The organism is Cellulomonas sp. URHB0016 (assembly GCF_054057935.1).
Genome location: NZ_JBSRZU010000001.1, coordinates 1,448,535 through 1,472,131 on the forward strand (window position 1 = coordinate 1,448,535; position 23,597 = coordinate 1,472,131).

General features: G+C 73.7%; 17 protein-coding genes. 8 read left to right on the forward strand and 9 right to left on the reverse strand.

Annotated elements, in window-relative coordinates; genetic code table 11:
• Positions 1-6 precede the first annotated feature (6 nt).
• Both ACVW07_RS06845 and ACVW07_RS06850 read right to left on the reverse strand, forming a co-directional pair.
• Positions 7-1,563: a hypothetical protein gene (locus tag ACVW07_RS06845; protein WP_456818502.1), complete on the reverse strand. Its 1,557-nt coding sequence runs from the start codon at positions 1,561-1,563 to the stop codon at positions 7-9.
• Entirely contained in the window at positions 1,539-2,375 is an 837-nt protein-coding gene (locus tag ACVW07_RS06850; RefSeq protein WP_456818503.1) for an ABC transporter ATP-binding protein, read from the reverse strand. The genes ACVW07_RS06845 and ACVW07_RS06850 overlap by 25 nt, the downstream gene beginning before the upstream one ends.
• 92 nt (positions 2,376-2,467) lie before the next feature.
• Between ACVW07_RS06850 and ACVW07_RS06855 the strand changes: the two genes are divergently transcribed.
• Positions 2,468-3,886: a DNA recombination protein RmuC gene (locus ACVW07_RS06855; RefSeq protein WP_456818504.1), complete on the forward strand. Its 1,419-nt coding sequence runs from the start codon at positions 2,468-2,470 to the stop codon at positions 3,884-3,886.
• Between the two features lie 71 nt (positions 3,887-3,957).
• Here ACVW07_RS06855 and ACVW07_RS06860 read toward each other — a convergent pair whose 3' ends face one another.
• Positions 3,958-5,055 (reverse strand): 4-hydroxy-3-methylbut-2-enyl diphosphate reductase, encoded by a 1,098-nt coding sequence (locus tag ACVW07_RS06860; protein WP_456818505.1) that lies wholly within the window; start codon positions 5,053-5,055, stop codon positions 3,958-3,960.
• A gap of 259 nt (positions 5,056-5,314) precedes the next feature.
• Between ACVW07_RS06860 and xseA the strand changes: the two genes are divergently transcribed.
• The 3 genes from xseA to ACVW07_RS06875 all read left to right on the forward strand — a co-directional run bounded on the left by xseA (position 5,315) and on the right by ACVW07_RS06875 (position 7,912).
• The gene (gene xseA / locus ACVW07_RS06865; protein WP_456818506.1) at positions 5,315-6,613 is read left to right on the forward strand and encodes an exodeoxyribonuclease VII large subunit; all 1,299 of its coding nucleotides are present in this window, start codon (positions 5,315-5,317) and stop codon (positions 6,611-6,613) included.
• A 67-nt stretch (positions 6,614-6,680) separates the two neighbouring features.
• The gene (locus ACVW07_RS06870; protein WP_456818507.1) at positions 6,681-6,989 is read left to right on the forward strand and encodes an exodeoxyribonuclease VII small subunit; all 309 of its coding nucleotides are present in this window, start codon (positions 6,681-6,683) and stop codon (positions 6,987-6,989) included.
• Positions 6,986-7,912, forward strand: a complete 927-nt coding sequence (locus tag ACVW07_RS06875) for a carbohydrate kinase family protein (RefSeq protein WP_456818508.1) — start codon at positions 6,986-6,988, stop codon at positions 7,910-7,912. The genes ACVW07_RS06870 and ACVW07_RS06875 overlap by 4 nt, the downstream gene beginning before the upstream one ends.
• A gap of 123 nt (positions 7,913-8,035) precedes the next feature.
• Here ACVW07_RS06875 and ACVW07_RS06880 read toward each other — a convergent pair whose 3' ends face one another.
• The 4 genes from ACVW07_RS06880 to ACVW07_RS06895 are packed head-to-tail and all read right to left on the reverse strand — an operon-like array spanning position 8,036 to position 12,440.
• On the reverse strand, positions 8,036-9,292 hold the full coding sequence (locus ACVW07_RS06880) for an ABC transporter ATP-binding protein (protein ID WP_456818509.1): 1,257 nt from the start codon (positions 9,290-9,292) through the stop codon (positions 8,036-8,038).
• Positions 9,293-9,337: 45 nt separating this feature from the next.
• Positions 9,338-10,177: a carbohydrate ABC transporter permease gene (locus tag ACVW07_RS06885; protein ID WP_456821042.1), complete on the reverse strand. Its 840-nt coding sequence runs from the start codon at positions 10,175-10,177 to the stop codon at positions 9,338-9,340.
• 8 nt (positions 10,178-10,185) lie between these two features.
• Complete coding sequence (locus ACVW07_RS06890) at positions 10,186-11,151, reverse strand: carbohydrate ABC transporter permease (protein WP_456818510.1); 966 nt, start codon at positions 11,149-11,151, stop codon at positions 10,186-10,188.
• Positions 11,148-12,440 (reverse strand): sugar ABC transporter substrate-binding protein, encoded by a 1,293-nt coding sequence (locus ACVW07_RS06895; RefSeq protein ID WP_456818511.1) that lies wholly within the window; start codon positions 12,438-12,440, stop codon positions 11,148-11,150. The genes ACVW07_RS06890 and ACVW07_RS06895 overlap by 4 nt, the downstream gene beginning before the upstream one ends.
• A gap of 130 nt (positions 12,441-12,570) precedes the next feature.
• Between ACVW07_RS06895 and ACVW07_RS06900 the strand changes: the two genes are divergently transcribed.
• Together ACVW07_RS06900 and ACVW07_RS06905 are read left to right on the forward strand one after the other, a co-directional pair.
• Positions 12,571-13,212 carry a carbonic anhydrase gene (locus tag ACVW07_RS06900; protein ID WP_456818512.1) on the forward strand — a complete coding sequence of 214 codons (642 nt, stop codon included), beginning with the start codon at positions 12,571-12,573 and terminating at the stop codon, positions 13,210-13,212.
• 230 nt (positions 13,213-13,442) lie between these two features.
• Positions 13,443-14,864 carry a class II fumarate hydratase gene (locus tag ACVW07_RS06905; protein ID WP_456818513.1) on the forward strand — a complete coding sequence of 474 codons (1,422 nt, stop codon included), beginning with the start codon at positions 13,443-13,445 and terminating at the stop codon, positions 14,862-14,864.
• 76 nt (positions 14,865-14,940) lie between these two features.
• On the opposite strand, the gene ACVW07_RS06910 is transcribed toward ACVW07_RS06905, so the two are convergent.
• Positions 14,941-16,587 (reverse strand): DHA2 family efflux MFS transporter permease subunit, encoded by a 1,647-nt coding sequence (locus ACVW07_RS06910; RefSeq protein ID WP_456818514.1) that lies wholly within the window; start codon positions 16,585-16,587, stop codon positions 14,941-14,943.
• Positions 16,584-17,276, reverse strand: a complete 693-nt coding sequence (locus tag ACVW07_RS06915; protein ID WP_456818515.1) for a helix-turn-helix transcriptional regulator — start codon at positions 17,274-17,276, stop codon at positions 16,584-16,586. Before ACVW07_RS06915 ends, ACVW07_RS06910 begins: the two co-directional genes overlap by 4 nt.
• A 163-nt stretch (positions 17,277-17,439) precedes the next feature.
• Here ACVW07_RS06915 and ACVW07_RS06920 point away from each other — a divergent pair, with 163 nt between their 5' ends.
• Positions 17,440-20,856 (forward strand): FtsX-like permease family protein, encoded by a 3,417-nt coding sequence (locus tag ACVW07_RS06920; RefSeq protein ID WP_456818516.1) that lies wholly within the window; start codon positions 17,440-17,442, stop codon positions 20,854-20,856.
• Complete coding sequence (locus tag ACVW07_RS06925) at positions 20,853-23,591, forward strand: FtsX-like permease family protein (RefSeq protein ID WP_456818517.1); 2,739 nt, start codon at positions 20,853-20,855, stop codon at positions 23,589-23,591. The genes ACVW07_RS06920 and ACVW07_RS06925 overlap by 4 nt, the downstream gene beginning before the upstream one ends.
• Positions 23,592-23,597: the final 6 nt, after the last annotated feature.

Below are 23,597 nucleotides of genomic sequence, written 5' to 3' on the forward strand. Positions count from 1 at the left end.
CCGCGGCTACGGGAAGGACACCAGCGTGGCGAGCAGCCGGGTCTGGTGGCGTTCCAGGGCCTTGCCGCCGATGCGCACCCCGAGGACCAGGAACGTCACCCCGAGGCCCAGCCCGACGAGGATCGTCAGCCAGCCGAGCGGAGCCGAGCCCTGCCGCACGGCGGCGACCGCCAGGACGATCGTCGGCAGCGTGAGCCCGAACGTGGCCGCCCACCCGCCGAGCTGCGACGTGAGGGCCGCGGTCGACGAGCCCTGGCGCGTCTGGAAGGGGCTCTCGCCCGCCTTCTGCACGGGTATGACGACGAGCGCCGACGCGACGCTCGCGGCACCGAGGGACGTGAGGAACGCGCCGAGCGTCAGGCCCAGGATCGCGGGCAGGTCGGCGGCATGGCCGGTGGCGACAGCGGGGACGACGGCGAAGACCAGCGACACCGGCAGCCCGAGCGCGCCGGCGGCGAGCACCCGGCCGAGCCGGTCGGTGCGGCCTCGCAGCGGCGAGGCGACGTGGGTCCAGAACGCCGTCCCGTCGAACGACACGTCGGACGAGATGCTCCAGCCCAGGAAGAACCCGGTGATCGGGCCGGCGAACAGCAGGAGCTCGCTGCCCGGCGAGACGATCCACAGGATCACCGGGAACACGGGGACGAACACGATCGACATCGCGTAGCGCGGGTCTCGCACCCAGTACGTCAGGCACCGGGCCGTCACCGCACCCAGCGGCGTGGCGGGCAGCCGCCCGAACCAGCCGAGACCCCGGATCTTCGTCGAGGCCTGCTCGTGCGGCGGGCTCACGGCGGTGCGCGCGAGCGCGCGGTCCCACACCACCGCGAGCACCAGCACGGTGGCGAGGGCGACCGCGAGGCGCGCCAGCGCACCGACCAGGTCACCGCCGGTCGCGACCGCCGGTGCGGCCCAGCCGGCGCCCAGCGGCGTCCAGCCCATGACGGCCACCGCGCGGTCGACGGTGTCCTCGCCGACCTCGAGCCGCCGCACCTGGCTGAGCAGCGGCCCCACGAGGATGAAGGGCAGGATCACGACGCCCGCGAGCACCTCGCGGAAGCGACGGCGGCCGAGCAGGGACGACATCAGGGTCGTCGTCGCCCGGCTGCCGACCACACATGCGAGCAGGCCGAGCGCGGAGCCCACGACACCGACCAGGAGCGCGAGCGGCTCCCGCCACCACACCCCGGCCATGGCGACGGCCACGATCGCGGTCACGAGCCCGGGCACGCCGACGATGGCGCCGATCGCCAGCCCGGTGACCAGGCTGCGGCGCGGGATCGGGTAGAGGACGAAGCGCAGCGGGTCGACGGTGGCGTCGACCCCGAAGGCGATGAGCGGGACCACCCACCAGGCGAGGACCAGGGCGGAGCCCAGGAGGACGGTGATCGCCGGCAGCAGGTCCGGCCGGGTGGCGCTCGCGGTGACCAGCCCGGCGATGGCGAGGACCAGCAGGCCGAGGCCGTAGAGGGCGGCGATCACGAGGCCGACGACCTGCCACGCGCTGCGGCGCAGCCCGTTGCGCAGCAGGGTCAGCTTCAGTCGGACGAGGTGCGCAACCACGCGAGCCCCTCCCCGCCGACGCGTCCACCCACGAGCTCGACGAACCGGTCCTCCAGGCTCGCGTCGCCGCGGACCTCGTCGACCGTGCCGGCGGCGAGCACGTGTCCGGCGGCGATGACGGCGACGTGGTCGCACATCCGCTGGACGAGGTCCATCACGTGCGACGACACGATCACCGTGCCACCGCTCGCCACGTACGACGCGAGGATGTCCCGGATGTTCGCCGCCGAGACGGGGTCGACCGCCTCGAACGGCTCGTCGAGCACGAGGAGCCGGGGTGCGTGCACGAGGGCGCAGGCCAGGGCGGCCTTCTTCGTCATGCCCGCGGAGTAGTCGACGACCAGCGTGTTCGCGTCGGCCGCGAGATCCAGGGCCGTCAGGAGGTCGGTGGTGCGGGCCGCCGTCGTCTCCCGGTCGAGCCCGTGCAGCAGACCCGCGTAGGTGATGAGCTGCGCGCCCGTGAGCCTGTCGAACAGCCGCACGCCGTCCGGCAGGACGCCGAGCGTGCCCTTCACGGCGACAGGATCGGCCCACAGGTCACGGCCGTGCACCAGGACGGTGCCGAAGTCCGGCTGGAGCAGGCCCGTCGCCATCGACAGCGTGGTCGTCTTGCCCGCGCCGTTCGGGCCGACGAGCCCGTAGAACGAGCCCGCGGGCACCGTCAGGTCGATGCCCGCGACGGCGACCTTGGCGCCGAAACGCCGCCACAGGCCCTGCAGGACGAGGGCGGGTGGCTGTCGGGCGGGCACGTCGGCCACGTGGTGTCGGTCGGGCTGGCCGGGCGCGGCGGCGGGGGCGTCCTCGGGCGGCATCCGGTCAGCATAGGGCGCGCCCGGCGCCCGGTCAGGGCCCGTGCGGCGGCGTGCACACACGCGTGTGGGTGGCTCCTGAGAGGGTGCGGGCCATGGACACAGGAATGCTCGTCGGGCTGGTGGTCGGCCTCGTGCTGGGCGGCGTGGTCGCGTGGCTGCTTGCCTCGTCGCACGTCGCGGGCCGGTCGGCCGAGCGGCTGCGGACGGCCGAGGTGGACGCGGCGCGGGCGCGGGCGTCGCTCGACGCGGAGCGGGCGGCCGCTGCGGACCGGCTCGACGCTGCGCGCGCGGACTCCGAACGCCTCGCCGAGCAGTTCCGTGCCCTCGCCGCCGACGCGCTCGCCACGAGCACGGACCAGTTCCTTGCCCTCGCCCACCAGCGGTTCGCCGCCGACCACCAGACCCAGGTCGGCGAGCTCACGCAGCGGGAGCAGGCGGTGCGCGCGATGGTGGAGCCCCTCGCGCGCACGCTCGAGCACGTCCGTGCCGAGCTCTCCACCGCCGAGAAGGCCCGCGTCGAGGGGCAGGCGGCCCTCGGCGAGCAGGTGCGGGCGATGCGCGCGGCCTCGGAGCAGCTCCGCGGCGAGACCTCGCAGCTCGTCACGGCGCTCCGCTCGTCGCAGGTGCGCGGCCGTTGGGGAGAGGTGCAGCTGCGCCGGGTGGTCGAGGCCGCCGGGATGCTGGCCAACGTCGACTTCGTCGAGCAGGAGCAGGTCCGCACGGACGACGGGCTGCTGCGCCCTGACATGGTGGTGCGGCTGGCGGGCGGCAAGCGGATCGTGGTCGACGCGAAGGTGGCGTTCCTGGGGTTCCTCGACGCGGCCCAGGCGACCGACGAGCGGGTGCGCGCCGAGCGCCTCGCCGCGCACGCCCGCCACGTGCGCAAGCACGTCGACGACCTCGCGGCGAAGCGCTACTGGGACCAGTTCGCTCCCGCGCCGGAGTTCGTCGTGATGTTCGTCCCCGCCGAGTCGTTCCTGCACGCCGCCGCCGACCAGGACCCGGCACTGATCGAGTACGCCTTCGACCGCAACGTCGTGATCGCGACGCCCGTGACGCTGCTGACCCTGCTCCGCACGGTGGCCTACGCGTGGCGACAGGACGCGCTCGCGGAGAACGCCCAGGCGGTCCTCTCGCTCGGCAAGGAGCTGCACGGGAGGCTCGCGACCATGGGGGCGCACCTCGCCCGGCTCGGTCGCGCCATCGACTCCGCGGCGGGCGCCTACAACCAGACCGTGTCGTCGCTCGAGACGCGCGTGCTGGTCAGCGCCCGCCGCTTCGCGACCCTCGACGTGGTGGACGGCGACCTCTCGACGCCGGCCCCCGTGAACCCGCAGCTGTCCGTCGTCACGGCGCCCGAGCTGGTCGCCTCGGCCGACGAGCAGTTCGTCGCCCTGGACCGGCTCGCGCTGGGGCCTGAGGGGGCGGACCGGGACGAGCGGGCGATGCGGGACGCCACGCGCGGTGCAGCATCCGACGACGAGGGCGGCGTCGCTGCGACGACCGCCTGAGCAGACCGACGGGGTACCACCGCACCGGGGACGTCCTCCTGCCCCGCGCCGGACTGCACGAGACGGTGCGGTCAGGCGGGCTGGACGTCGAGCGAGCGTCGGCCGTCCCGGCGTGGGGTGGTCGCCGGGGTGCCGGCTGCCTTCAGGTCGGCCCGGAGCTCGCGCGGCAGGGAGAACATCAGGTCCTCGGTCGCGGTGCGCACCTCCTCGACCTGTCCGAACCCGTGGCCGGCGAGGACGGCGAGCACGTCCCGGACCAGGATCTCCGGGACGGAGGCCCCCGACGTGACCCCGACGGTCGTCGCGCCCGCCAGCCAGGCCGGCTGGATCTCCTTCGCGGTGTCGATCCGGTACGACGAACGCGCACCCGCCTCGAGCGCGACCTCGACCAGCCGGACCGAGTTCGACGAGTTCGCCGAGCCGACCGTGATGACGACGTCGCAGCTCGGGGCCAGCTTCTTCACCGCCACCTGGCGGTTCTGGGTGGCGTAGCAGATGTCGTCGCTCGGCGGGTCCTGCAGGTGCGGGAACTTCTCGCGCAGGCGACGCACGGTCTCCATCGTCTCGTCGACCGACAACGTGGTCTGAGAGATCCACACGACGCGCTCGGGGTCACGGACCTCGACGTGCTCGACCGCTGCGGGCGAGTTCACCACCTGGATGTGCTCCGGCGCCTCGCCCTGCGTGCCCTCGACCTCCTCGTGGCCCTCGTGGCCGATCAGCAGGATGTCGTAGTCGTCGGACGCGAACCGCACGGCCTCCTTGTGCACCTTGGTGACGAGCGGGCAGGTGGCGTCGATCGTCTGCAGCGACCGGGCGGCCGCCGCGGCGTGGACCGCGGGCGAGACGCCGTGCGCCGAGAACACGACGCGGGCGCCCTCGGGGACCTCGTCGGTGTCGTCGACGAAGACCGCACCACGGCTCGCGAGGGTCTCCACGACGTACTTGTTGTGGACGATCTCCTTGCGGACGTACACCGGTGCCCCGTAGTGGTCGAGCGCCTTCTCGACGGCCACCACCGCGCGGTCGACGCCCGCGCAGTAGCCACGCGGCGCAGCGAGGAGCACGCGCTTGACGGTGCCGGCGGTGTCGGGCGCGGTCGCCGCGGCGGAGGGCCGCGCGGCTGCGTCGGTCGGCACGGGGAAGGCGCCGGTGTTCGTGGACGTCACGCCCAGAGTCTACGTTCGCCCGCACGGGCGCCCGCGGCAGGGGCAGCCTCGTGGCACGGTCCTGCACGTCACCTGCACGCCCGTCACACCCGGGCGCCACCGGACGACGGCCGGACGTCGACTGCAGGGGCGCCCCTCGTCGGTCGGCGAGGCGGCTCGACGCCCGGCGCGGTGCGCGGGTGACCGGGCCGATGGCCGCGGGTCCGAGGATCGGCGGCGCGGTGCAGGTCCTGTCGGTGCGATGGGGCAGGCTGGTGCGGTGAGCACCGATCCCTTGCCGGACCGTCCGGACCACACGGACGGCGCGGTGCGAGCGACGCCCGGCCCGCTCCCGCTCAAGGCGGGCGACACCACGCCGGACCGGCCGTGGCCCGTCCGCCACCTGGCACCGAAGATCGCGGACTACGTCTCGCGGATGCCGCCCGTGTGGGTCGAGGGGCAGGTGCTCAACCTCCGGCGCTGGAACACGCTGTACTTCCTCACGCTGCGCGACTCCGACCTCGACATGTCCCTGTCCGTGACGGCTCCGGCCGGGGCGATCGCCCCCATCGCCGACCGGCTCGCGGACGGGTCCCACCTCGTGGTGCACGCCCGGCCACGGTTCCACGCGAAGAAGGGCGACCTGACGTTCGCGGCCGACGACGTCCGGCTCGTCGGCCTCGGTGAGCTGCTCGCCCGGATCGAGCACCTCAAGGGGGTGCTCGGCGCGGAAGGGCTGTTCGACGCTGACCGCAAGCGCCCGCTGCCGTTCCTGCCCGCGGTGGTGGGACTCGTGTGCGCGCAGCAGGGCGACGCCGAGCACGACGTCGTGTCGAACGCCCGGGCCCGGTGGCCGGCCGTGCAGTTCGAGGTCCGCCGGGTCACCGTGCAAGGCCCGCGGGCTGTGCCCGAGGTGCGCGCGGCCATCGCGGAGCTCGACGCCGACCCGCGCGTCGAGGTCATCGTGGTCGCACGCGGCGGCGGGTCGTTCGAGGACCTGCTGCCGTTCAGCAACGAGGCCCTGGTCCGCGCGGCCGCCGCGTGCCGCACGCCCCTGGTCAGCGCCATCGGCCACCACCTCGACACCCCGTTGCTCGACCTCGTCGCGGACCTGCGGGCCTCGACGCCGACGGACGCCGCCAAGCGCGTGGTGCCCGACGTCTCCGAGGAGCGGGCCAGGCTGGTCCAGGTGCGCAACCGCGCCCGGGCGGCGGTGAGCCACCGGCTCGTCCGCGAGCAGGCGGGGCTCGACCACTGGCGCAGCCGGCCGGTGCTCGCCCAGCCGGCGACGCTCGTCGACACGCGCGAGGCCGGGGTGCACTCCCTGCGGGACACCGCCCGGCGGGCGCTGCACACGGGGCTGGTGCACGGGTTCGCGGAGATCGCCGGCCTGCGGGCGCAGGTCCGGGCGCTGTCGCCCGCCGCGACGCTCGAGCGCGGCTACGCCGTGGTCCAGGGCGCCGACGGTCACGTGGTCCGCGACCCCGCGGACGTGGTTCCCGGCGACCGGCTACGGGTCCGGGTCGCGGCCGGGGAGCTCGCCGCGACCGTGAGCGCCACGCCCTCGACCACCGGCTGACGGCGCACGGCGGTCGCGGCGACCCGGCGCCCAGGACCACATCGCCCCTGGCTGGTTGACTGGTCCTGTGCCGAACGCCACGACCGACCCTCGCCCTGCTCCTGCCGACAGCGCCAGCGTCGGCCCCGGCCCGCAGGAGGTCGGCGACCTGACGTACGAGCAGGCGCGGGACGAGCTCGTGAGCGTGGTGGCCCGCCTGGAGGCGGGTGCGGAGTCCTTGGAGGACTCGCTCACGCTGTGGGAGCGCGGCGAGGCGCTCGCGGGGCGCTGCCAGGAGTGGCTCGACGGTGCGCGGGAGCGGCTCGCCGCCGTCCGCGAGCCGGTCCGGGACGTGGGCACGAAGGCCGACACGCACGACGAGGGGGACGAGCGATGAGCACGGACGCACGCGCACTGGTCGTCGGAGAGGCGCTCATCGACGTGGTCGAGCGGGCCGACGGCACCCGCCGCGAGCATCCCGGTGGCAGCCCCGCGAACGTCGCCCTGGGTCTGGCGCGGCTCGGCCGTCGAGCCGACCTGCTCACGTGGCTCGGGCACGACGTCGAGGGCGACACGATCCGTCGCCACCTCGGTGCGTCCGGCGTGCACGTGCTGACGGGCAACCGGTCGGCTGCGCGGACGCCCACGGCCACCGCCCACCTCGACGCCGCCGGCACGGCGACCTACGAGTTCGACCTCGAGTGGGACCTGCCGGACGCGTGGGACGAGGACGAGGGCGACCCCCTGGTGGTGCACACCGGCTCGATCGCGGCCGTCCTGCAGCCCGGGGGCACCGCGGTGGCCGGGCTCCTCGCGCGTCGTCGGCCGACGTCGACGATCACGTACGACCCGAACCTGCGGCCGGTCCTCATGGGGTCCGCCGCGGAGGCGATGCCGGTGGTCGACGCCCTGGTGCGCCTGTCCGACGTGGTCAAGGTCAGCGACGAGGACCTCGCGTGGCTCCACCCGGGGGTCGCGCCGGCGGAGATCGCCGAGGAGTGGAGCCGGACGGGCCCCTCGCTCGTCGTCGTGACGCACGGCGGCGAAGGGGCGTTCGCCAGCACGTCGTCGGGCGCCCGGATGCACGTCGCCGCCCAGCAGGTGCAGGTGGCGGACACCGTCGGTGCGGGCGACTCGTTCATGGGCGGGCTCATCGACGGGCTGTGGTCCGCCGGTCTGCTGGGCGGGGACCGTCGAGAGGCGCTCGCCGACGTCGACGCCGCGACCGTCGAGCAGGTGCTCGCCCGGTGCGTGCGCATCGCGGCGATCACCGTCTCCCGGCCCGGCGCGAACCCGCCGACGTCGGCCGAGCTGGGCTGACGGGCCCGACGCCGGGCGGACCCGGACCAGATGCCGGGCCGACCCGGGGCCGGACTCCGGGCTGCCCGGCCAGACGCCGGCCGAACGGCGGGCGCGACGCCGTCCGGGACGCCGGCGAGACCGTCAGGCGGTCGCCTTCGCCCGGGCCTGGGCCCGCTCCAGCGACGCCTTGCGGTTCTTCTCGTTCGCCTCGTCGATCTTGCGCGCCAGCTTCTCGTCGAACGTGAGGTTCTCGCCCGACTCGGGGTCGAAGACGAGGATCCTCGCCGGGTCGAACCACAGCTCGGCCTCGTCGCCGTCGCGGATGAGCGACTCGGAGTCGAGGGCGACGACGAGCTGCGTCCGCATGCCCTCCCCGTCGAGGTCGCGGTCGAGCTCCTCGAGCTTGCCGGCGACGTCGGGGTTCGTCTCGAAGGGGATGTAGGCGTAGAGCTCGGAGCCGAGCCACTCCGTGACGTCGACCGACTGCGTGAACGTCACGCCCGCGCCGCGCTTGCCGTCGTCGAGGAGCGACGCGTCCTCGAAGTGCTCGGGCCGGATGCCCACGATGACGAGCCCGCGACCGCCGAGCCGCGCCGACAGCTCGGGCGACAGCGGCACGTCGACGAACGGGAGGCGCAGCTTGCCGTCGCGCACCTCACCGGGCAGGAAGTTCATGGGCGGTGAGCCGATGAACCCGGCGACGAAGAGGTTGACGGGCTGGTCGTAGAGCCCGCGCGGGCTGGACACCTGCTGCAGCTCGCCCTTGCGGAGGACGGCGACCCGGTCCCCGAGCGTCATGGCCTCCGTCTGGTCGTGCGTGACGTAGACCGTGGTGGTGCCCAGCCGGCGCTGCATGCGGGCGATCTCGGTCCGCATCTGGCCGCGCAGCTTCGCGTCGAGGTTGGACAGCGGCTCGTCGAACAGGAACGCGTTGGCCTCCCGGACGATGGCCCGGCCCATCGCGACGCGCTGCCGCTGGCCGCCCGAGAGGTTGGCGGGCTTGCGGTCCAGGTGGTCCTGCAGCTCGAGGGTCTTCGCCGCGAACTCGACCTTCTGGCGGATCTCCTGGTCGGTGAACACGCCCTTCTGCAGCCGTAGCGGGAACGCGATGTTCTCGAACACGGTGAGGTGCGGGTACAGGGCGTAGTTCTGGAACACCATCGCCAGGTGCCGGTCGCGGGGCGCCCGGTCGTTCACGCGGGTGCCGCCGATGGTGAGCTCGCCGGACGTGATGTCCTCCAGGCCCACGATCATCCGGAGCAGCGTCGACTTCCCGCAGCCGGACGGCCCGACGAGGATCACGAACTCGCCGTCGGCGATGTCGAGGCTCACGCCTTTCACGGCGAGGAAGCCGTCCCCGTACCGCTTGACGATGTCCGTGAGGGTGATGGAAGCCATGCGAACTCCTGACTGTGAGCTCCTGACAGTGCACTCCTGACAGGGTCAACCCTTGACGGCGCCCTGGGTGAGGCCGGCGACGATCTGACGCTGGAACAGCAGGACGAGGATCACGACGGGGATGGTCACGACGACCGCCGCGGCGGAGATCGAGCCGGTGGGCTCCTCGAACTGCGAGGCGCCGGTGAAGAACGCGAGGGCCGCGGGGACCGGGCGGGCGCGGGACGTCGACGTCAGGGAGATGCCGTAGACGAAGTCGTTCCACGCGATGAAGAAGGCGATCAGGGCGGTCGTGAACACGCCCGGCGCGGCGAGCGGGACGATCGCCTTGCGGAAGGCCTGCCACGCGGTCGCGCCGTCCACCTGGGCGGCCTGCTCGAGCTCCCACGGGATCTGCCGGAAGAACGCGGCGAGGGTCCAGATCGAGATCGGCAGCGTGAGCGACAGGTACGGGATGATCAGGCCCAGCCACGTGTCGTAGAGGCCGATGTTGCGCCACAGGTTGAACAGGGGCGTGACGAGCGAGATCACCGGGAAGATCGACACCCCCAGCGCGGTGGTCAGGACCAGGCGCTTGCCGGGGAAGTTGAGCCGGGCGATCGCGTACGCCGCGAGGGTGGCCAGCACGACGGCGATGGACGTGGCGATGAGCGAGATGCCGATCGAGTTCCGCAGCGAGGACAGGAACAGCTCCTGCGCCGACCCCTCGGGCGTGAGGATCTCCGCGTAGTTGTCCCACGTCCAGGTCTTCGGCCAGAACAGCCCGAGGTTCAGCTGGCTCGGCAGCTTGAACGACGTCGCGAAGATCGAGACCACCGGGAACAACGCGTACACGAGCACGAAGACCGTGATGAGCGCCCAGCCGATCTTCAGGCGGGTCGACATCGTGCGCATCAGCTACCACCCCTCGCGCCGGCGAGATCGACCTTGAACAGCTTGATCGCGACCCAGCAGATCAGGATCACGCAGAGGAAGAGCAGCACGGAGATCGCCGACCCGAGACCGATCTCCAGGCGCCCGATGGACGTCCGGTAGGCGAGCAGCGAGAGGACCGTGGTGCCGTTCGCGCCGTTGGTCATGATGAACACGTTGTCGAAGATCCGGAACGCGTCGAGCGCCCGGAACAGCACGGCCACCATGATCGCGGCCTTCATGTTCGGCAGGACGACCCGCTGCAGCCGCTGCCACCACGTGGCCCCGTCCACCTCGGCGGCCTCCTCGAGCTCCGTCGGCACCTGCGCCAGGCCCGCGAGCAGCAGCAGCGAGATGAACGGCGTCGTCTTCCAGATCTCGGACGCGATGATGACGAACAGGCTGGTCCCCTGGTGGGCGAACCAGTTCAGGTCGGGGCTGATGCCGGGGACCCAGTCGAACCAGTGGTTGATGTACCCGGAGTTGATGTCGAACGCGTAGAACCACGCGAAGGCCGAGACGACCGTGATGATGCCGTACGGCACGAGGATCGCGGTGCGCAGCAGGCCCCGGAGCTGCTTGATGGCCCGGTGCATGACGAGCGCGAGCCCGAACCCGAGCAGCAGCTCGACGAGCACGGTGATCACGGTGATCACCAGGGTGACGGCGAGCGCCTCCCAGAACACCGTGTCGGTGAGCACCGTGGCGTAGTTCTCGAGCCCGACGAACTTCTTGTCGTCGGGCGCCGTCAGCCGGTACTGGTACAGGGAGTCGAAGAACGCCTGGATGATCGGGTACAGCGTGACGGCCAGCATGACCACGAACGCCGGTCCGGCGAGGTACCAGCCGAGCCGCGCCTCCGCCTTCGTGCGGTCGCTGCGCTCCTTGGTGGCCGTCGCCGCTCGCGCGCGTGTCGCGTCGTCGACCGGGGCGGTGGCGGACGTCATAGCAACTGCTCCCCTCGCAGCACCGCGGTGATGAAGTCGGTGGACTCCGTGGGTGTCTTCTCCGGCGTGACCTCCACCGGCGGGTGCCACGTCTCCTGCAGACCGATGGACACCTCGTTGTAGTACGGCGTCTGCGGCCGCGGGGCGGCCTGCTCGAGGGACTGGCGGATGACGTCGGCCATCGGGAAGGCCTTCTGCACGGCCGGGTCGTCGAACGCGGTGGTGTTCGACGGCGGGTTGCCGTTCGTCGCGAAGTACTGCGCCTGGTGCTCCGGCGTGACGATGCACTGCGCCGCGTCGTACGCGAGGTCGACGTGGTTGCTGAACGCCCCGACGCCGAGGTTGATCCCGCCGTACGGCGGCTTGGTGGGCATGCTCCCGGTGACCTGCGGGTACAGGGCCCACCCGATGTCGTCGAGGAGCGACTTGTCGAGCGTCCCGTCCTCGACGCCCGCGTTCGTCGCGGACCAGACGAACGGCCAGTTCACCATGAACGAGCCCTTGTCCCCCTGGAAGATGGTGAGCGAGGCGCCCTCGTCCTCGGTGGGCAGCGCGGGACCGGCGAGGTTCTCCTTGCCGATCGTCCCGATGATGGTGGCGGCCGCCTCGCCCGCCGGGGACTCCAGCCCGAGCTCGAGCTGGTCGGCGCTCGCCTCGGGGTTCTCGAGGATCTGGCCGCCGGCGGACGCGACGAGGGCGTTGACCCAGACGGTGAGCGACTCGGCCTTCGCCCCCTGCACGGCCAGGTACTTGTCCTGGTCCTTGGACGCCTGCATGATCTGCTCCCACGTCACCGGTGTGGTCGCGGGGTCGAGGCCGGCAGCCTTGGCGACCGACTTGCGGTACCAGAGCAGCTGGGTGTTCGCCCAGAACGGCACCGTGACGAGCTCGTCGTTCCAGGTGGCCCCCGAGATGGCGCCCTGCACGACGTTCTCGCTGACCTTCTGCGCGACGCCCTCGGGCATCGGCGCGAGGAAGCCGGGCTCCGCGAGCTCGGGGATGAACGGCGGGTCCAGGCTCATGATGTCGATCGACGAGTCCTTGGCCGCGAGGCGGCGGGCGAGCTGCTCGCGCTGCGCGCTGGCGTCACGCGGCAGGACCGACGTCTCGAGGGTGTACGCCCCGTCCGCCGACTCGGTGCACTCGGCGGCGATCGTCGCCTGGCCGCCGTCGTCCGGGTTGATGTACCAGGTGAGGACAGGCGGTCCGGACTCGGCGGCGCAGGCCGCCAGTGGCAGTACCAGGCCGAACCCGGCGAGCAGAGCCAGTCCTCGGGTGCGTCGTCGCACGTCTCCCCCACTCGCAGCAGTGCGTTGTGAGCCACCCCTAGGACTACTCCCGTCCGGCGGCCCGCGCCAACTGAACGCGCCGGGACCGGCTGCTGGTCACGGCAGGCACGGGCGCGGTGGACCTGCGACGATGCACCCCGTGCCGAGCCAGAGCCCCCGTCCGACGTCTCCCGCCCAGGCCTGGGCCGCCCTCCGTGAGGGCAACGACCGGTTCGTCCGGGGCGAGATGCAGCACCCGTCGCAGAGCATCGACCGCCGCGCCGAGCTGTCCCTGTCGCAGCACCCGTTCGCGGTGCTGTTCGGCTGCTCCGACTCGCGGGTCGCCGCCGAGATCATCTTCGACCAGGGCCTCGGCGACCTGTTCGTGGTCCGCACGGCCGGGCACGTGCTCGACACGACGGTGATCGGGTCCATCGAGTACGGCGTCGAGGTCCTCGGTGCACCGCTGGTCGTCGTCCTGGGCCACGACAGCTGCGGTGCCGTCGCGGCCGCCACGCAGGCGCTGAACAACGGCGACCTCCCCCGCGGCTTCGTCCGGGCGGTGGTCGACCGTGTCATCCCCAGCATCGTCAACCTCGCGCGGTCGACCGACGAGCCGATCGACCCGGCGGCGCTCGGCCACGAGCACGTGCGGCACACCGTCCAGATGCTGCAGGGCTACTCGGTGTCGCTCGCCGAGGCGATCGCGGAGGGGCGATGCTCGATCGTCGGGCTGGAGTACACGCTCGCGGACGGGCGCGTGACGCTCACGGAGTCCGTCGGCGTCGTCTGAGGGCCGTCACCACGCGAAGGAGTCCGGCGGCCGCTCGGCGGGCGCCAGCACGTGGGCCGCGAGGTGCTCGAGCACCAGCGCACGGTCGTCGCCCCGCCGGGGGTACGGACCAGGCGGCCGTGCACGAGGAACCGGTCGGCCGGGCAGTGCTCGTCCATCGGCCCATGCTGCGGCGGACGTGACGCGGATCGCACCTGGAGCGTGCGGGCAGGTGCGGCAGGATGGAGGGCATGACTTCTGCAGCCGCCAGCGACGCCGGCACCGAGTACCGGATCGAGCACGACACCATGGGCGAGGTCCGCGTCCCGGTGCACGCCCTGTACCGCGCACAGACGCAGCGGGCCGTCGAGAACTTCCCCATCTCCGGCACGCGGCTGGAGCGCAGCCACATCGAGGCGCTCGCCCGGATCAAGAAGGCCGCGGCCCGGGCCAACGCCGAGCTCGGCGTGCTGGACGGGGACATCGCGGACGCGATCGTCGCGGCCGCCGACGAGGTGGCCGGTGGCGCGCACGACGGCGACTTCCCGATCGACGTCTACCAGACGGGCTCCGGCACGAGCTCGAACATGAACACCAACGAGGTCGTCGCCACGCTCGCCTCCCGGCGGCTCGGCCGCGACGTGCACCCCAACGACCACGTCAACGCGTCGCAGTCGTCGAACGACGTGTTCCCGACGTCGGTGCACGTGGCGGCGACCGCCGGCGTGGTCCGCGACCTCGTCCCCGCGCTGGAGCACCTCGCCGGCGCGCTGGAGGTCAAGGCGGAGGCGTGGAAGACGGTCGTGAAGTCCGGTCGCACGCACCTCATGGACGCCACGCCCGTGACGCTCGGCCAGGAGTTCGGTGGGTACGCCGCCGCCATCCGCTACGGCGTCGAGCGCCTGCACGCCGCGCTCCCCCGGGCCGCCGAGGTGCCGCTGGGCGGGACCGCCGTCGGCACCGGCATCAACACCCCTGCCGGGTTCCCGCAGCGGGTCCTCGAGCTGCTGCGGGAGGACACCGGCCTGCCCCTGACGGAGGCCCGCGACCACTTCGAGGCGCAGAGCTCGCGCGACGGGCTCGTGGAGCTGTCCGGCGCCCTGCGCACCGTCGCGGTGAGCCTGACGAAGATCTGCAACGACCTGCGCTGGATGGGCTCCGGCCCCAACACCGGCCTCGGCGAGATCGCCATCCCGGACCTGCAGCCGGGGTCGTCGATCATGCCCGGCAAGGTGAACCCGGTGATCCCGGAGGCCGTGCTCATGGTCGCCGCGCGGGTGGTCGGCAACGACGCGACGGTGGCGTGGGCGGGCGCCAGCGGCAGCTTCGAGCTCAACGTCCAGATCCCGGTGATCGCCGCCGGCGTGCTGGAGTCGGTGCGGCTGCTCGCCAACGCGAGCCGGCTGCTCGCCGACAAGACGGTCTCCGGGCTCGTCGCCCAGGAGGAGCGGGCCCGCGCCTACGCGGAGTCGTCCCCGTCGATCGTCACGCCGCTGAACCGGGTCATCGGGTACGAGGCCGCCGCGAAGATCGCCAAGCACGCCGTCAAGCACGGGCAGACGATCCGGCAGGCCGTCGTCGACCTCGGGTACGTGGAGCGGGGCGAGGTCACCGAGGAGCAGCTCGACACCGCCCTCGACGTGCTGAGCATGACGAGGCCGCCGCAGGCCTGACCGGGTGCCGACGGCGCGACGGCCCCGGCGGTCGCCGCCCTGAACGGGTGCGCCGCGGGGGCCCGTCGCGCGGCCGTCAGACCTCCGCGCCCACCGTCCCCGGCGCGGCCGCAGCCGGGGTCTCGCCGTGCGTCGTGCGGCCGCCGCGCATCGCCAGGCAGGACACCAGGCCGACGACGAGGATGGCGACCGTCAGCCAGAGCGTCTGACCCACGGCCGTGGCGAACCCGGAGTGCACGGCGTCCGTCGCGACCCGGGTGATCTCCGCCGCGACGTCGGTGGGGATGCCGTCGGGCAGCTGCGGACCGCTCGCCGACGCGAAGCCGGCGCCGCCGGAGTGCGCGAACGCGTCGACGAACGGCTGGCGGAACTGCTCGGGGAGGCCTGCGGCCGCGTCGGTCGCCGCGGCGGGGATCGTCGCCGCCAGTCGCGACGTCAGCATGGCGACGACGGCGGCCGAGCCGATCACGCCGCCGATCTGGCGGGTCGTGTTGAACGCCCCGGCCCCCGCGCCGGCGGTGCGGTTGTCGAGCCCGGCGGTCGCGAGGTTGGCCAGCGGGGAGAACAGCAGGCCGGTGCCGATGCCGAAGAACGCCATCGGGAGCACCAGCTGCCACACGGGTGCAGCCGGCACGATGACGAGCGAGAGCCAGGCGACGACGACCGTGAGGATGGCGAACCCGGCCGCCACGATCCACTTGGCGGGCACCCGGTCGGACAGCCGCCCGGCGAACGGCGCGACGACGCCGGAGAGCAGGGACCCGGGCAGGCCGACGAGCGCGGCGTGCAGTGGTGACAGCAGCAGGACCTCCTGCAGGAACAGCGTGAACGGGAAGAAGATCCCGGTCATCGCGAAGGTCACAGCGAATCCGGCGACGTTCGCCAGGGAGAAGTTGCGCCGGTGGAACAGGCGCAGGGGCAGCAGCGCGTCCTCACCACGGTGGTTCTGCCAGACGACGAACCCGGCGAGGACGAGCACGCCCGCTCCGACGATGCTCCAGATGGTGACAGGTCCCGCGACCGTGCCCCAGTCGTAGGTCTGCCCCTCCTGCAGCCCGAAGACCAGCAGGAACATCCCGACGACGGACAGGAGCACGCCGATGCCGTCGAACGTGCGGTTGTGCGTGGGCAGCGAGGGCAGGTTGCGCAGCGCGAGCCACAGCGCGACCACGCCGACCGGGATGTTGACGTAGAAGATCCACTCCCAGCCGGCGCTCTGCACGAGGATCCCGCCGAGCACGGGGCCGGTGATGGTCGCGACGCCCGCGACGGCGCCCCAGATGCCCATCGCCGCACCGCGCTTCTGCGGCGGGAACACGCGCGTGATCATCGACATGGTCTGCGGCGTCATCAGGGCGCCGCCGACGCCCTGGACGGCGCGCGCGGCGATGAGCATGCCGATCGACCCGGACAGCCCGCACCACAGCGACGAGAGCGTGAACACCACGAGACCCACGACGAACACGGGACGCGGGCCGAACCGGTCGCCGAGCCGGCCGGTGACGAGCAGCAGCACCGCGAACGTCAGCAGGTAGGCGCTGTTCACCCAGCCGACGTCCGTGAGGCTCGCGTCGAACGACGTCACGAGCGTCGGTACGGCGATGTTCACGATCGTGGTGTCGAGCATGATCATGAAGAAGCCGAGGCAGAGCGGCGGCAGGATGCTCCACGGGCTGCGCCCGTGCAGGTCGACGAGCGCGCGGGGCTGCTCGGTGGTGGTCATGAGTCCTCCGAGGACGGTGCGGTGCGGGCCAGGACGGGTTCTGCAGGTGGGCGGGCCGCCCCCTGGGACTGCTGGGCGCGGTGCCGGGCAGCGCGGCGGGCCTCGACGAACCCGGCCGGGATGGCCTCGTCCCACGAGAGCGAGCCGGCAGCCAGCTCGTCGAGCGTGCGCCCGAGCCAGGCGACCTCCTCGCGCATGAGCGCGAGGTCGTGCTCCACGTCGAGCAGGTAGCGCCGGGGCAGGCCCTCGGCGCGGATGGTGCGGTAGGCGGTGGTCAGGTCCGACAGGCGGGCCGACTCCCGATGGAGCCTGCGGCGGAGCTGGGTCTCGACGACCCCCTGGGGCAGGTCGCTCGCCTCGGCGAGGCCGACCGAGAACAGCGGGTACGCGGGATGGTCCTCACCGAGGAAGCTGGTGAGCCGGCGCGCGAAGGCGGTCCGGCCCGCGTCGGTGAGCCGGTAGGTGGTGCGCTCGGGGCGGTTGCCGGTGCGGTCGGTGCCGACGACCTCCACCAGCCCCTCCCGCTCGAGCCGCTCGACACCGTGGTAGACGGCACCGAGCGTGATGCGGACGAGCCGCTCCTCGCCCCGCTCCACGAGCGTCTGGTGCAGCTGGTACGGATGCATCGGCTGCTCGTGCAGCGTCGCCAGGAGGAGCACCGCCACGGCTGACAGCTCACCGACCGCCACGACCCCACACCTCCGCTCTGATTATTCCGCTTGGAATATAGGCCGCGACGCGTCCGCGTGTCGAGACGGGGCGCAACGGTCATAACGGTTCCGTCTCGTTCTGCGCGTGGCGTGGAGGAACCGCTCCCACCCGCGGTGACCAGTGGCCTAGCATCGCCACGTCGTGACCGTCGGTCACCCGTCGCCTCCGGGCCTGACCTGCGGGCGGACGCCGGCCGGCACCCCCGCCGGGCTCGCCACGGCAGCCACTGACGACAACGCCAAGGAGGCCGCTGTGGGCTGGACGCTGCGCCTGCTCCGCCGCCGCGCTGCCGCGCAGAGCACCCTGGTGGTCGCCGTGCTCGCGGTCGCGCTCGTCGGCGCGAGCCTGCTGGGCACCTTCGCCCTGCTCCTGCACGCCAGCGACCACCGCGCCCTCGACGCCGCGCTCGACCAGGCCCCCGCGTCCCGCACCGACGTCGACGCGTTCCTCGTCCTGGACGGGCAGAACCCCGCCGCCGCGGTCGGCGCCGCGGACTCGTTCCTCGACGACCTGCTGGGAGACGTCCCGTCGGACCGCACGCAGTGGCTCGCGTCGCCCGTGTACCGAATGCCCCTGGTGCCGGGGGCCGTCGCGCCGCTCGCCTACCTGGCGTCGAACCCCGAGATCCCGGCCCATGCCGACCTCGTCACCGGGCGATGGCCGGACCGGGCCACGGACGACCAGGGACGGGTCGAGGTCACCGTGCCGCAGATCGCGGCCACGGAGTACGGGTGGTCGGTCGGGAGCGTCGTGGTGCTCACCGGGACGCTGAGCACCACCCCGACGACCGTCGTCGTCGTGGGCACCCACACCCTCACCGGGCCGACACGCACGTGGTACCGCGACGTGCTGCAAGGTCAGGAGCACGACCGGGACTACCCCGTGCCCGGCAGCTTCGGCTCCATCCGCACGGACGCCTGGGGCCCGATGGTCGTGACGCCCGACGTGCTCCTGCGGCCCGGGGGTCTCGGCAGCGCGCACGTCGTCGCGAGCCCGCGGCTGAGCGACGCGCCCGACGACGCCCTGGGCGGCCTCCGCGCCCGGCTCGAGAACGCGCAGCCGGAGCTCACCTCCGACCTCCACGACGCGGCGACGGGCGGACGGCTCAGCACCTCGCTCGCCGCGACGATCGACGCGGCCACGGGGGGCCTGGCCGTCACGCGCATCAGCCTCGTGATCGTCGGCCTCATGCTCGTCGTCCTCGCCGTCACCGTCCTGCTGCTCGCCGCCCGGCTCCTCGCAGAACGGCGCGCAGCCGAGCAGACCCTGATGGCCTCGCGCGGCGCCTCGTCGCGGCAGATCCTCGTCCTGGCGGCGCTCGAGGCTGCCGGCGTGGCCCTCGTGACGGCGCTCGTCTCGCCGTGGCTCGCGGGCGTGCTGTACCAGGCAGTCACGCGGTCCGACGCCCTGCGGCGCTCCGGGCTCCACGACGAGTCGGGTCACCCCGCCCAGCTGTGGGTGACGTGCGCCGTCGCGTCCGTGCTGCTCGCCGGTGTGCTCGTCGCGCCGCTGGTGCGGCGGCGCGGCAGCGTCGTCGACGCCGAGCAGCGCATGATCCGGCAGGACCGTCGCGGCATGCTGGCCCGATCGGGAGCAGACGTCGCGGTGGCGGTGCTCGCGGCGGTCGGCGTGTGGCAGCTGCGCAGCTACCGGTCGCCCGTCCTCACGAGCACCGACCCGGAGCAGCTCGGCCGGCTCGACGTGGTGCTCGTGTCCGCCCCGGCCCTGCTCCTCCTCGCGGGCGCCGTCCTGGCGCTGCGGCTGCTCCCGGTGATCTCGGGCCTGGGCGAGCGTGCCGCAGCGCGGAGCCGCTCCCTGGTCGCGCCCCTCGCGGCGTGGGAGGTCGGCCGTCGTCCGGGCCGCGCCTCGGGAGCGGTGCTGCTCCTCACGCTCGCGGTCGCGGTGGGATCGTTCTCCCAGGCCTTCCTCAGCACCTGGCGGGCGTCCCAGGAGGACCAGGCCGACCTGCAGGTCGGCACCGACGTACGGCTGGAGCACCTGGACGGTACGCCGGACGTGCAGGCGCGCGCCGTCGCCGCCCTCCCCGGCGTGCAGGCGGTGTCGGCCGTGACGAACCGGAGCGTCGAGATCGGGTCGGTGGGGCCCGACGGAGACCTCGCCGGCACCTCGTCGGTGAACCTCCTCGCGGTCGACACGACGCACGCGCAGGAGATCCTGCGGGGCCGCTCGGCGGCGGGGTGGGACACGTGGACCTCGACCCTCGCGCCCGCCGCGCCCGTGTCGGGCATCCCGCTGCCGGGGACCGTCGCCGCGCTCGAGGTGCACCTGACGGCCTCCGCCTCCGTGCCGATCGACGGGCCGCTCCAGGTCACGCTGGTCCTCCAGGACGAGCACGGCACCCGGGTCCCGCTCGACCTGCCCCGGATGGAGCTGCTGGGTGCCGACGAGGTGGTGCGCGTCGGGCTGCCCGAGCCCACGACCGGCCTGCACCTCGTCGCGGTCGTGTCGGCGGGAGCGTCGACCGGCACCCCCGAGGGCTCCCCGTTCCCGCAGGCGCCCACCGGGCGGATCCGGGTCACGCTGTCCGACCTGCGCGTCGTGCCCCCCGCGGCCGCGGGCTCCGACCAGGAGCCTGCCCCCGTCGCCGTGCCGCTCACGGGGGCGGACTGGGCGGCCCGGGCGGTGACCGACTCCCACGCCAGCCCTGCCACCGCGACGGTCAAGGTCCGCACCGACCACCTCGACATCGCCATGATGGCCGACGTCGAACAGCTGATCTTCGGCCGGATCGCGTTCGCCGCCGCCACGTTCGACGAGGCGCCGGTCCCGGTGCTGGCCACCGACACGCTGCTGCGCAACTTCGACCTCCGGGTCGGCGACGAGCTCGCGCTCGAGGTGGAGGGCACCCAGGTGCCCGTCGTCATCGCACGCGAGGTGCCGTACCTTCCGGGCCAGCCCCGGGGCGAGGGCATCCTCGCCGACCGCGACACGCTCACCCGGGCGATGATCCTCGCCGCGCAGCCCGCACCGGTGCTCGACGGCTGGTGGCTCCAGGTCCCGGACGACCACGCCGCCGCGGTCGTCGCGACCGCCACCGAGCAGGACCTCGGCGAGGCCTCGAGCCGCGTCCAGGCGCGGCTGGAAGCGACCGAGGGCCCGCTGCGCGTCGGTGTGCAGGCCGCGCTCGGGATCGTCACCGTCGCCGCCCTGGCGCTGGCCGTCGCCGGCTTCGCGATGAGCGCGACCGTGTCCGTGCGCACCCGCCGCCTCGAGCTGGCCCGGCTGCAGGCGCTCGGTGCCGCCCGGTCCGGCCTCGTCCGGGCGGTGCTCGTCGAGCACACCATCCTGGGCGCGCTCGGCATCGTCGCCGGCCTGGCGCTCGGCGCCGTGCTCGCCGGCGTCGTCGGGCCTCTCGTCACCGTGTCGGCGGCAGGGACGAGCCCGGTGCCGTACGTGATCGTGCACTGGCCGTGGCCGACCCAGCTCGCGCTCGTCGCGGCGCTGCTGGTCCTCGCGGGCGCGGCCGTCACGATCACCACCGCGACACTCCTGCGGCGCGCGTCCGGCGCACTGCTGCGACTGGGGGACGAACGATGACGCTCACGGCCGTCCGGACCGCCGCACGGGCCACCGGTGGCGACGCGGTCCTCGTCGCGCGACGGCGCGCCCGACAGGACGCAGGGCTGCTCGTGCTCACGGGCGGGCTGCTCACCGCGACCGTGCTGCTCTCGCTCGCCGTGCCGCGCCTCGTGTCGATCGTCGCCGACGACGGGGTGCAGGCGGCGGTGGCTCTCGAGGCGCCGCAGGTGGACCTGACGGCCGACCCAGGGCCACGGGGCCGGATCGGCGAGGGCGAGGACGTCGCCCAGCTCGACGCGAACGCCGCCGCCGACATGCGCGAGGCGCTGCCGCCCGTCCTGCGGGACCTGACCCGCGAGGCGGTGACCTCCGCCGCCACCCGTCCCGCCACGGTGACGTTCCCGGACGTGACCTACGGCCTGCGGTTCGTGCACGTGGGCACCGCGACGTCCGGCGATCGGGGCCTCGTCACGTGGCTCGACGGCGCCGCGCCGGTCCGGCAGCCCGAAAGTGACGTGCACGTGCTGCAGGTGGGGGTGTCCGACAAGGTCGCCGACCGCACCGGTCTCACGACAGGAGCCCGGTTCTCACTCAGCGAGAAGGTCCAGGTCCTGGTCACCGGGGTCTTCACCCCTGCGGACCCCCGTGCCGACGTCTGGTCCGGGCAGGACGACGTCCTGTCGCCCCAGGCCGCCTCCCCTGCCTCCGGGCAGGCGGCGAAGATCGGGTTCCTCGTGAGCGACGCGTCGCTGCCCGACCTGCTCGGCGTGCCCGGCCGCAACGTGGTCACGACCTACCGCTTCCCGGTCGACCCCGAGCGGCTCACGGCACCGGCGACCACGGCCGTCGAGAAGGCCGTGGCGCGGCTGCAGGCCAACGCGCTCCCCCTGACCGGCAACGACGGCCGCACCCCGAGGCTCACCACGACGCTCGACACGGTGCTGCACGCGGTCGACGAGCGGCTGGCGGCGTCGCGGGCGCAGGCCACCCTCCTGCTGGTCGGCCTCGGCACCGCCGGTGCGCTCGCCCTCGTGCTCGCGGCCCGGCTGCTCGTCCTGCGTCGCGAGCCGGTGCTGCTCGCCGAGCGCGCGCGGGGGGCGTCCGTCGCGTCGGTCGCCCTGCGGGCGCTCGTCGAGAGCGTGCCGCTCGCCCTGGTCGCCGCCGCGCTCGGGGCGGGCGGCGCCGAGCTCCTCGTCCCGGGCGGTCGGGGCTCCTGGCTGGTGGCCGGGCTCGTGCTGGCCGCTGCGGTGCTCGCGCCCGCCGCGTGGTCCGCGCTCCTCGTCTCACGCGCCTGGACGGGGCAACGGCTCCCGGCGAACCGCGCCGACCGCGAGCGGCTCCTCGGGCGCCGCCGAGCACGTCGCGTGGTCGTCGAGCTCGTGCTGGTCGCCGTCGCCGCGGCTGCGCTCGTGTCGGTGCGGAGCCGTGGCCTGACCCAGACCCGGACCGGTGGCGTCGACCCGCTGCTCGCCGCGACGCCCGTGCTGCTCGCGGCCGCCGCGACCGTCGTCGCCGTGCGGCTCCTCCCGCCGTTGCTCCGCGGCATATCGCGAGCGGCCGCTCGGCGTCGAGGCCTGGTCCCGGTGGTCGCCACGGCTCGCGCGGCACGCACCGCCGGGACCGCCGTGCCTCTGCTCACCCTCACGGTCTCCGTCGCGCTCGTCGTGTTCTGCGCGACGACCGCCGTCACGGTGCGCGGCGGCCAGGCCCGGGCCGCCGACCTCACCGTCGGCGCGCAGGTGCGCATCGACGGCCCCACCCTGCGTCCGAGCGACGTGGAGTCCCTGCGGTCCGCGCCGGGCGTCACGGCGGTCGCCGGCGCCGTCGAGCTCGGCCGCCGGACGTTCGGTGAGGACGCCGCCTACGACGTCCGGCTCGTCGCCGTCGACGCCGCCGACCTGGCCCGGGCCCGGACGGCGCACGGCCTGCCGGTCCCCGACGAGCTCGCCACCCTGGGCGAGGACACCGGCGAGACGGTCCGCGTCCTGGCCACCCCGGACGTGGCCACCGCGGCCACCCTCATCGAGCCGCAGGTCCGCGTGGTCGACACGACGGTGCGGGTGGACGTCGTGGGCACGGTGGACGAGGTCGCGCCGGTGCCCGGCGGCGGCACGGACGCGGCGGAAGCAGCGGTGGCCCCGACCGTCGTCGGGGACTGGTCGCGCCTCTCGGCCGTCGCCGGCGAGGAGCTCAAGGTGCAGTCCATCTGGGTCGACGGCCCGGGCGCCGTCGAGGCCGTGCGCGCGGCCGGCTTCGCCGACGCGGACGGCATCACGGTCACCGAGCGCGATCCGTGGCTCCGCGAGTGGCAGGCGTCGCCGTTCAACGCCGGCCTCCTGGCGCTGCTGGTCTCGACGGGTCTCGCGCTGGCCGGCTACGCGGTCGTCGCCCTGGCCCTCACGGTCGTCGGCACGGCACGCGAACGCGCCCGCACGGTGTCGGCGTTGCGTACGCAGGGCCTGGCTGCCCGCACGGCCGGCGCGCTCACGTTCGGGGAGCTGGCGCCGCTCGCCGTGACCGCGGTCCTCCTGGGCAGCGCCATCGGCATGGGGGTGCCGTGGGTGCTCGCCGGCGCGCTCGGCCTCGACCTGCTCGCGGGCGCGCCCGGCGCCGCCGTGCTCCACGTCGACTGGCGGCCCGTGGCCGGTGCCGCCGTCGTGGTGCTGCTCGCGCTGCTGGTCGCGGTGCTGGTCGAGTCGGTCGTGCGGCGCAGGGACCAGCTGGGCCAGGTGCTCCGGGTGGGCGAACGATGAGAGGGA

Excerpts from the sequence above, each read along its gene's own strand:
- ACVW07_RS06905 (WP_456818513.1), top strand. The coding sequence starts at position 13,443 with ATGACTTCTGCAGCCGCCAGCGACGCCGGCACCGAGTACCGGATCGAG.
- ACVW07_RS06890 (WP_456818510.1), bottom strand. The coding sequence starts at position 11,151 with ATGACGTCCGCCACCGCCCCGGTCGACGACGCGACACGCGCGCGAGCG.
- ACVW07_RS06910 (WP_456818514.1), bottom strand. The coding sequence starts at position 16,587 with ATGACCACCACCGAGCAGCCCCGCGCGCTCGTCGACCTGCACGGGCGC.
- ACVW07_RS06875 (WP_456818508.1), top strand. The coding sequence starts at position 6,986 with ATGAGCACGGACGCACGCGCACTGGTCGTCGGAGAGGCGCTCATCGAC.
- ACVW07_RS06900 (WP_456818512.1), top strand. The coding sequence starts at position 12,571 with ATGCACCCCGTGCCGAGCCAGAGCCCCCGTCCGACGTCTCCCGCCCAG.
- ACVW07_RS06880 (WP_456818509.1), bottom strand. The coding sequence starts at position 9,292 with ATGGCTTCCATCACCCTCACGGACATCGTCAAGCGGTACGGGGACGGC.
- ACVW07_RS06855 (WP_456818504.1), top strand. The coding sequence starts at position 2,468 with ATGGACACAGGAATGCTCGTCGGGCTGGTGGTCGGCCTCGTGCTGGGC.
- ACVW07_RS06850 (WP_456818503.1), bottom strand. The coding sequence starts at position 2,375 with ATGCCGCCCGAGGACGCCCCCGCCGCCGCGCCCGGCCAGCCCGACCGA.
- ACVW07_RS06925 (WP_456818517.1), top strand. The coding sequence starts at position 20,853 with ATGACGCTCACGGCCGTCCGGACCGCCGCACGGGCCACCGGTGGCGAC.
- ACVW07_RS06885 (WP_456821042.1), bottom strand. The coding sequence starts at position 10,177 with ATGTCGACCCGCCTGAAGATCGGCTGGGCGCTCATCACGGTCTTCGTG.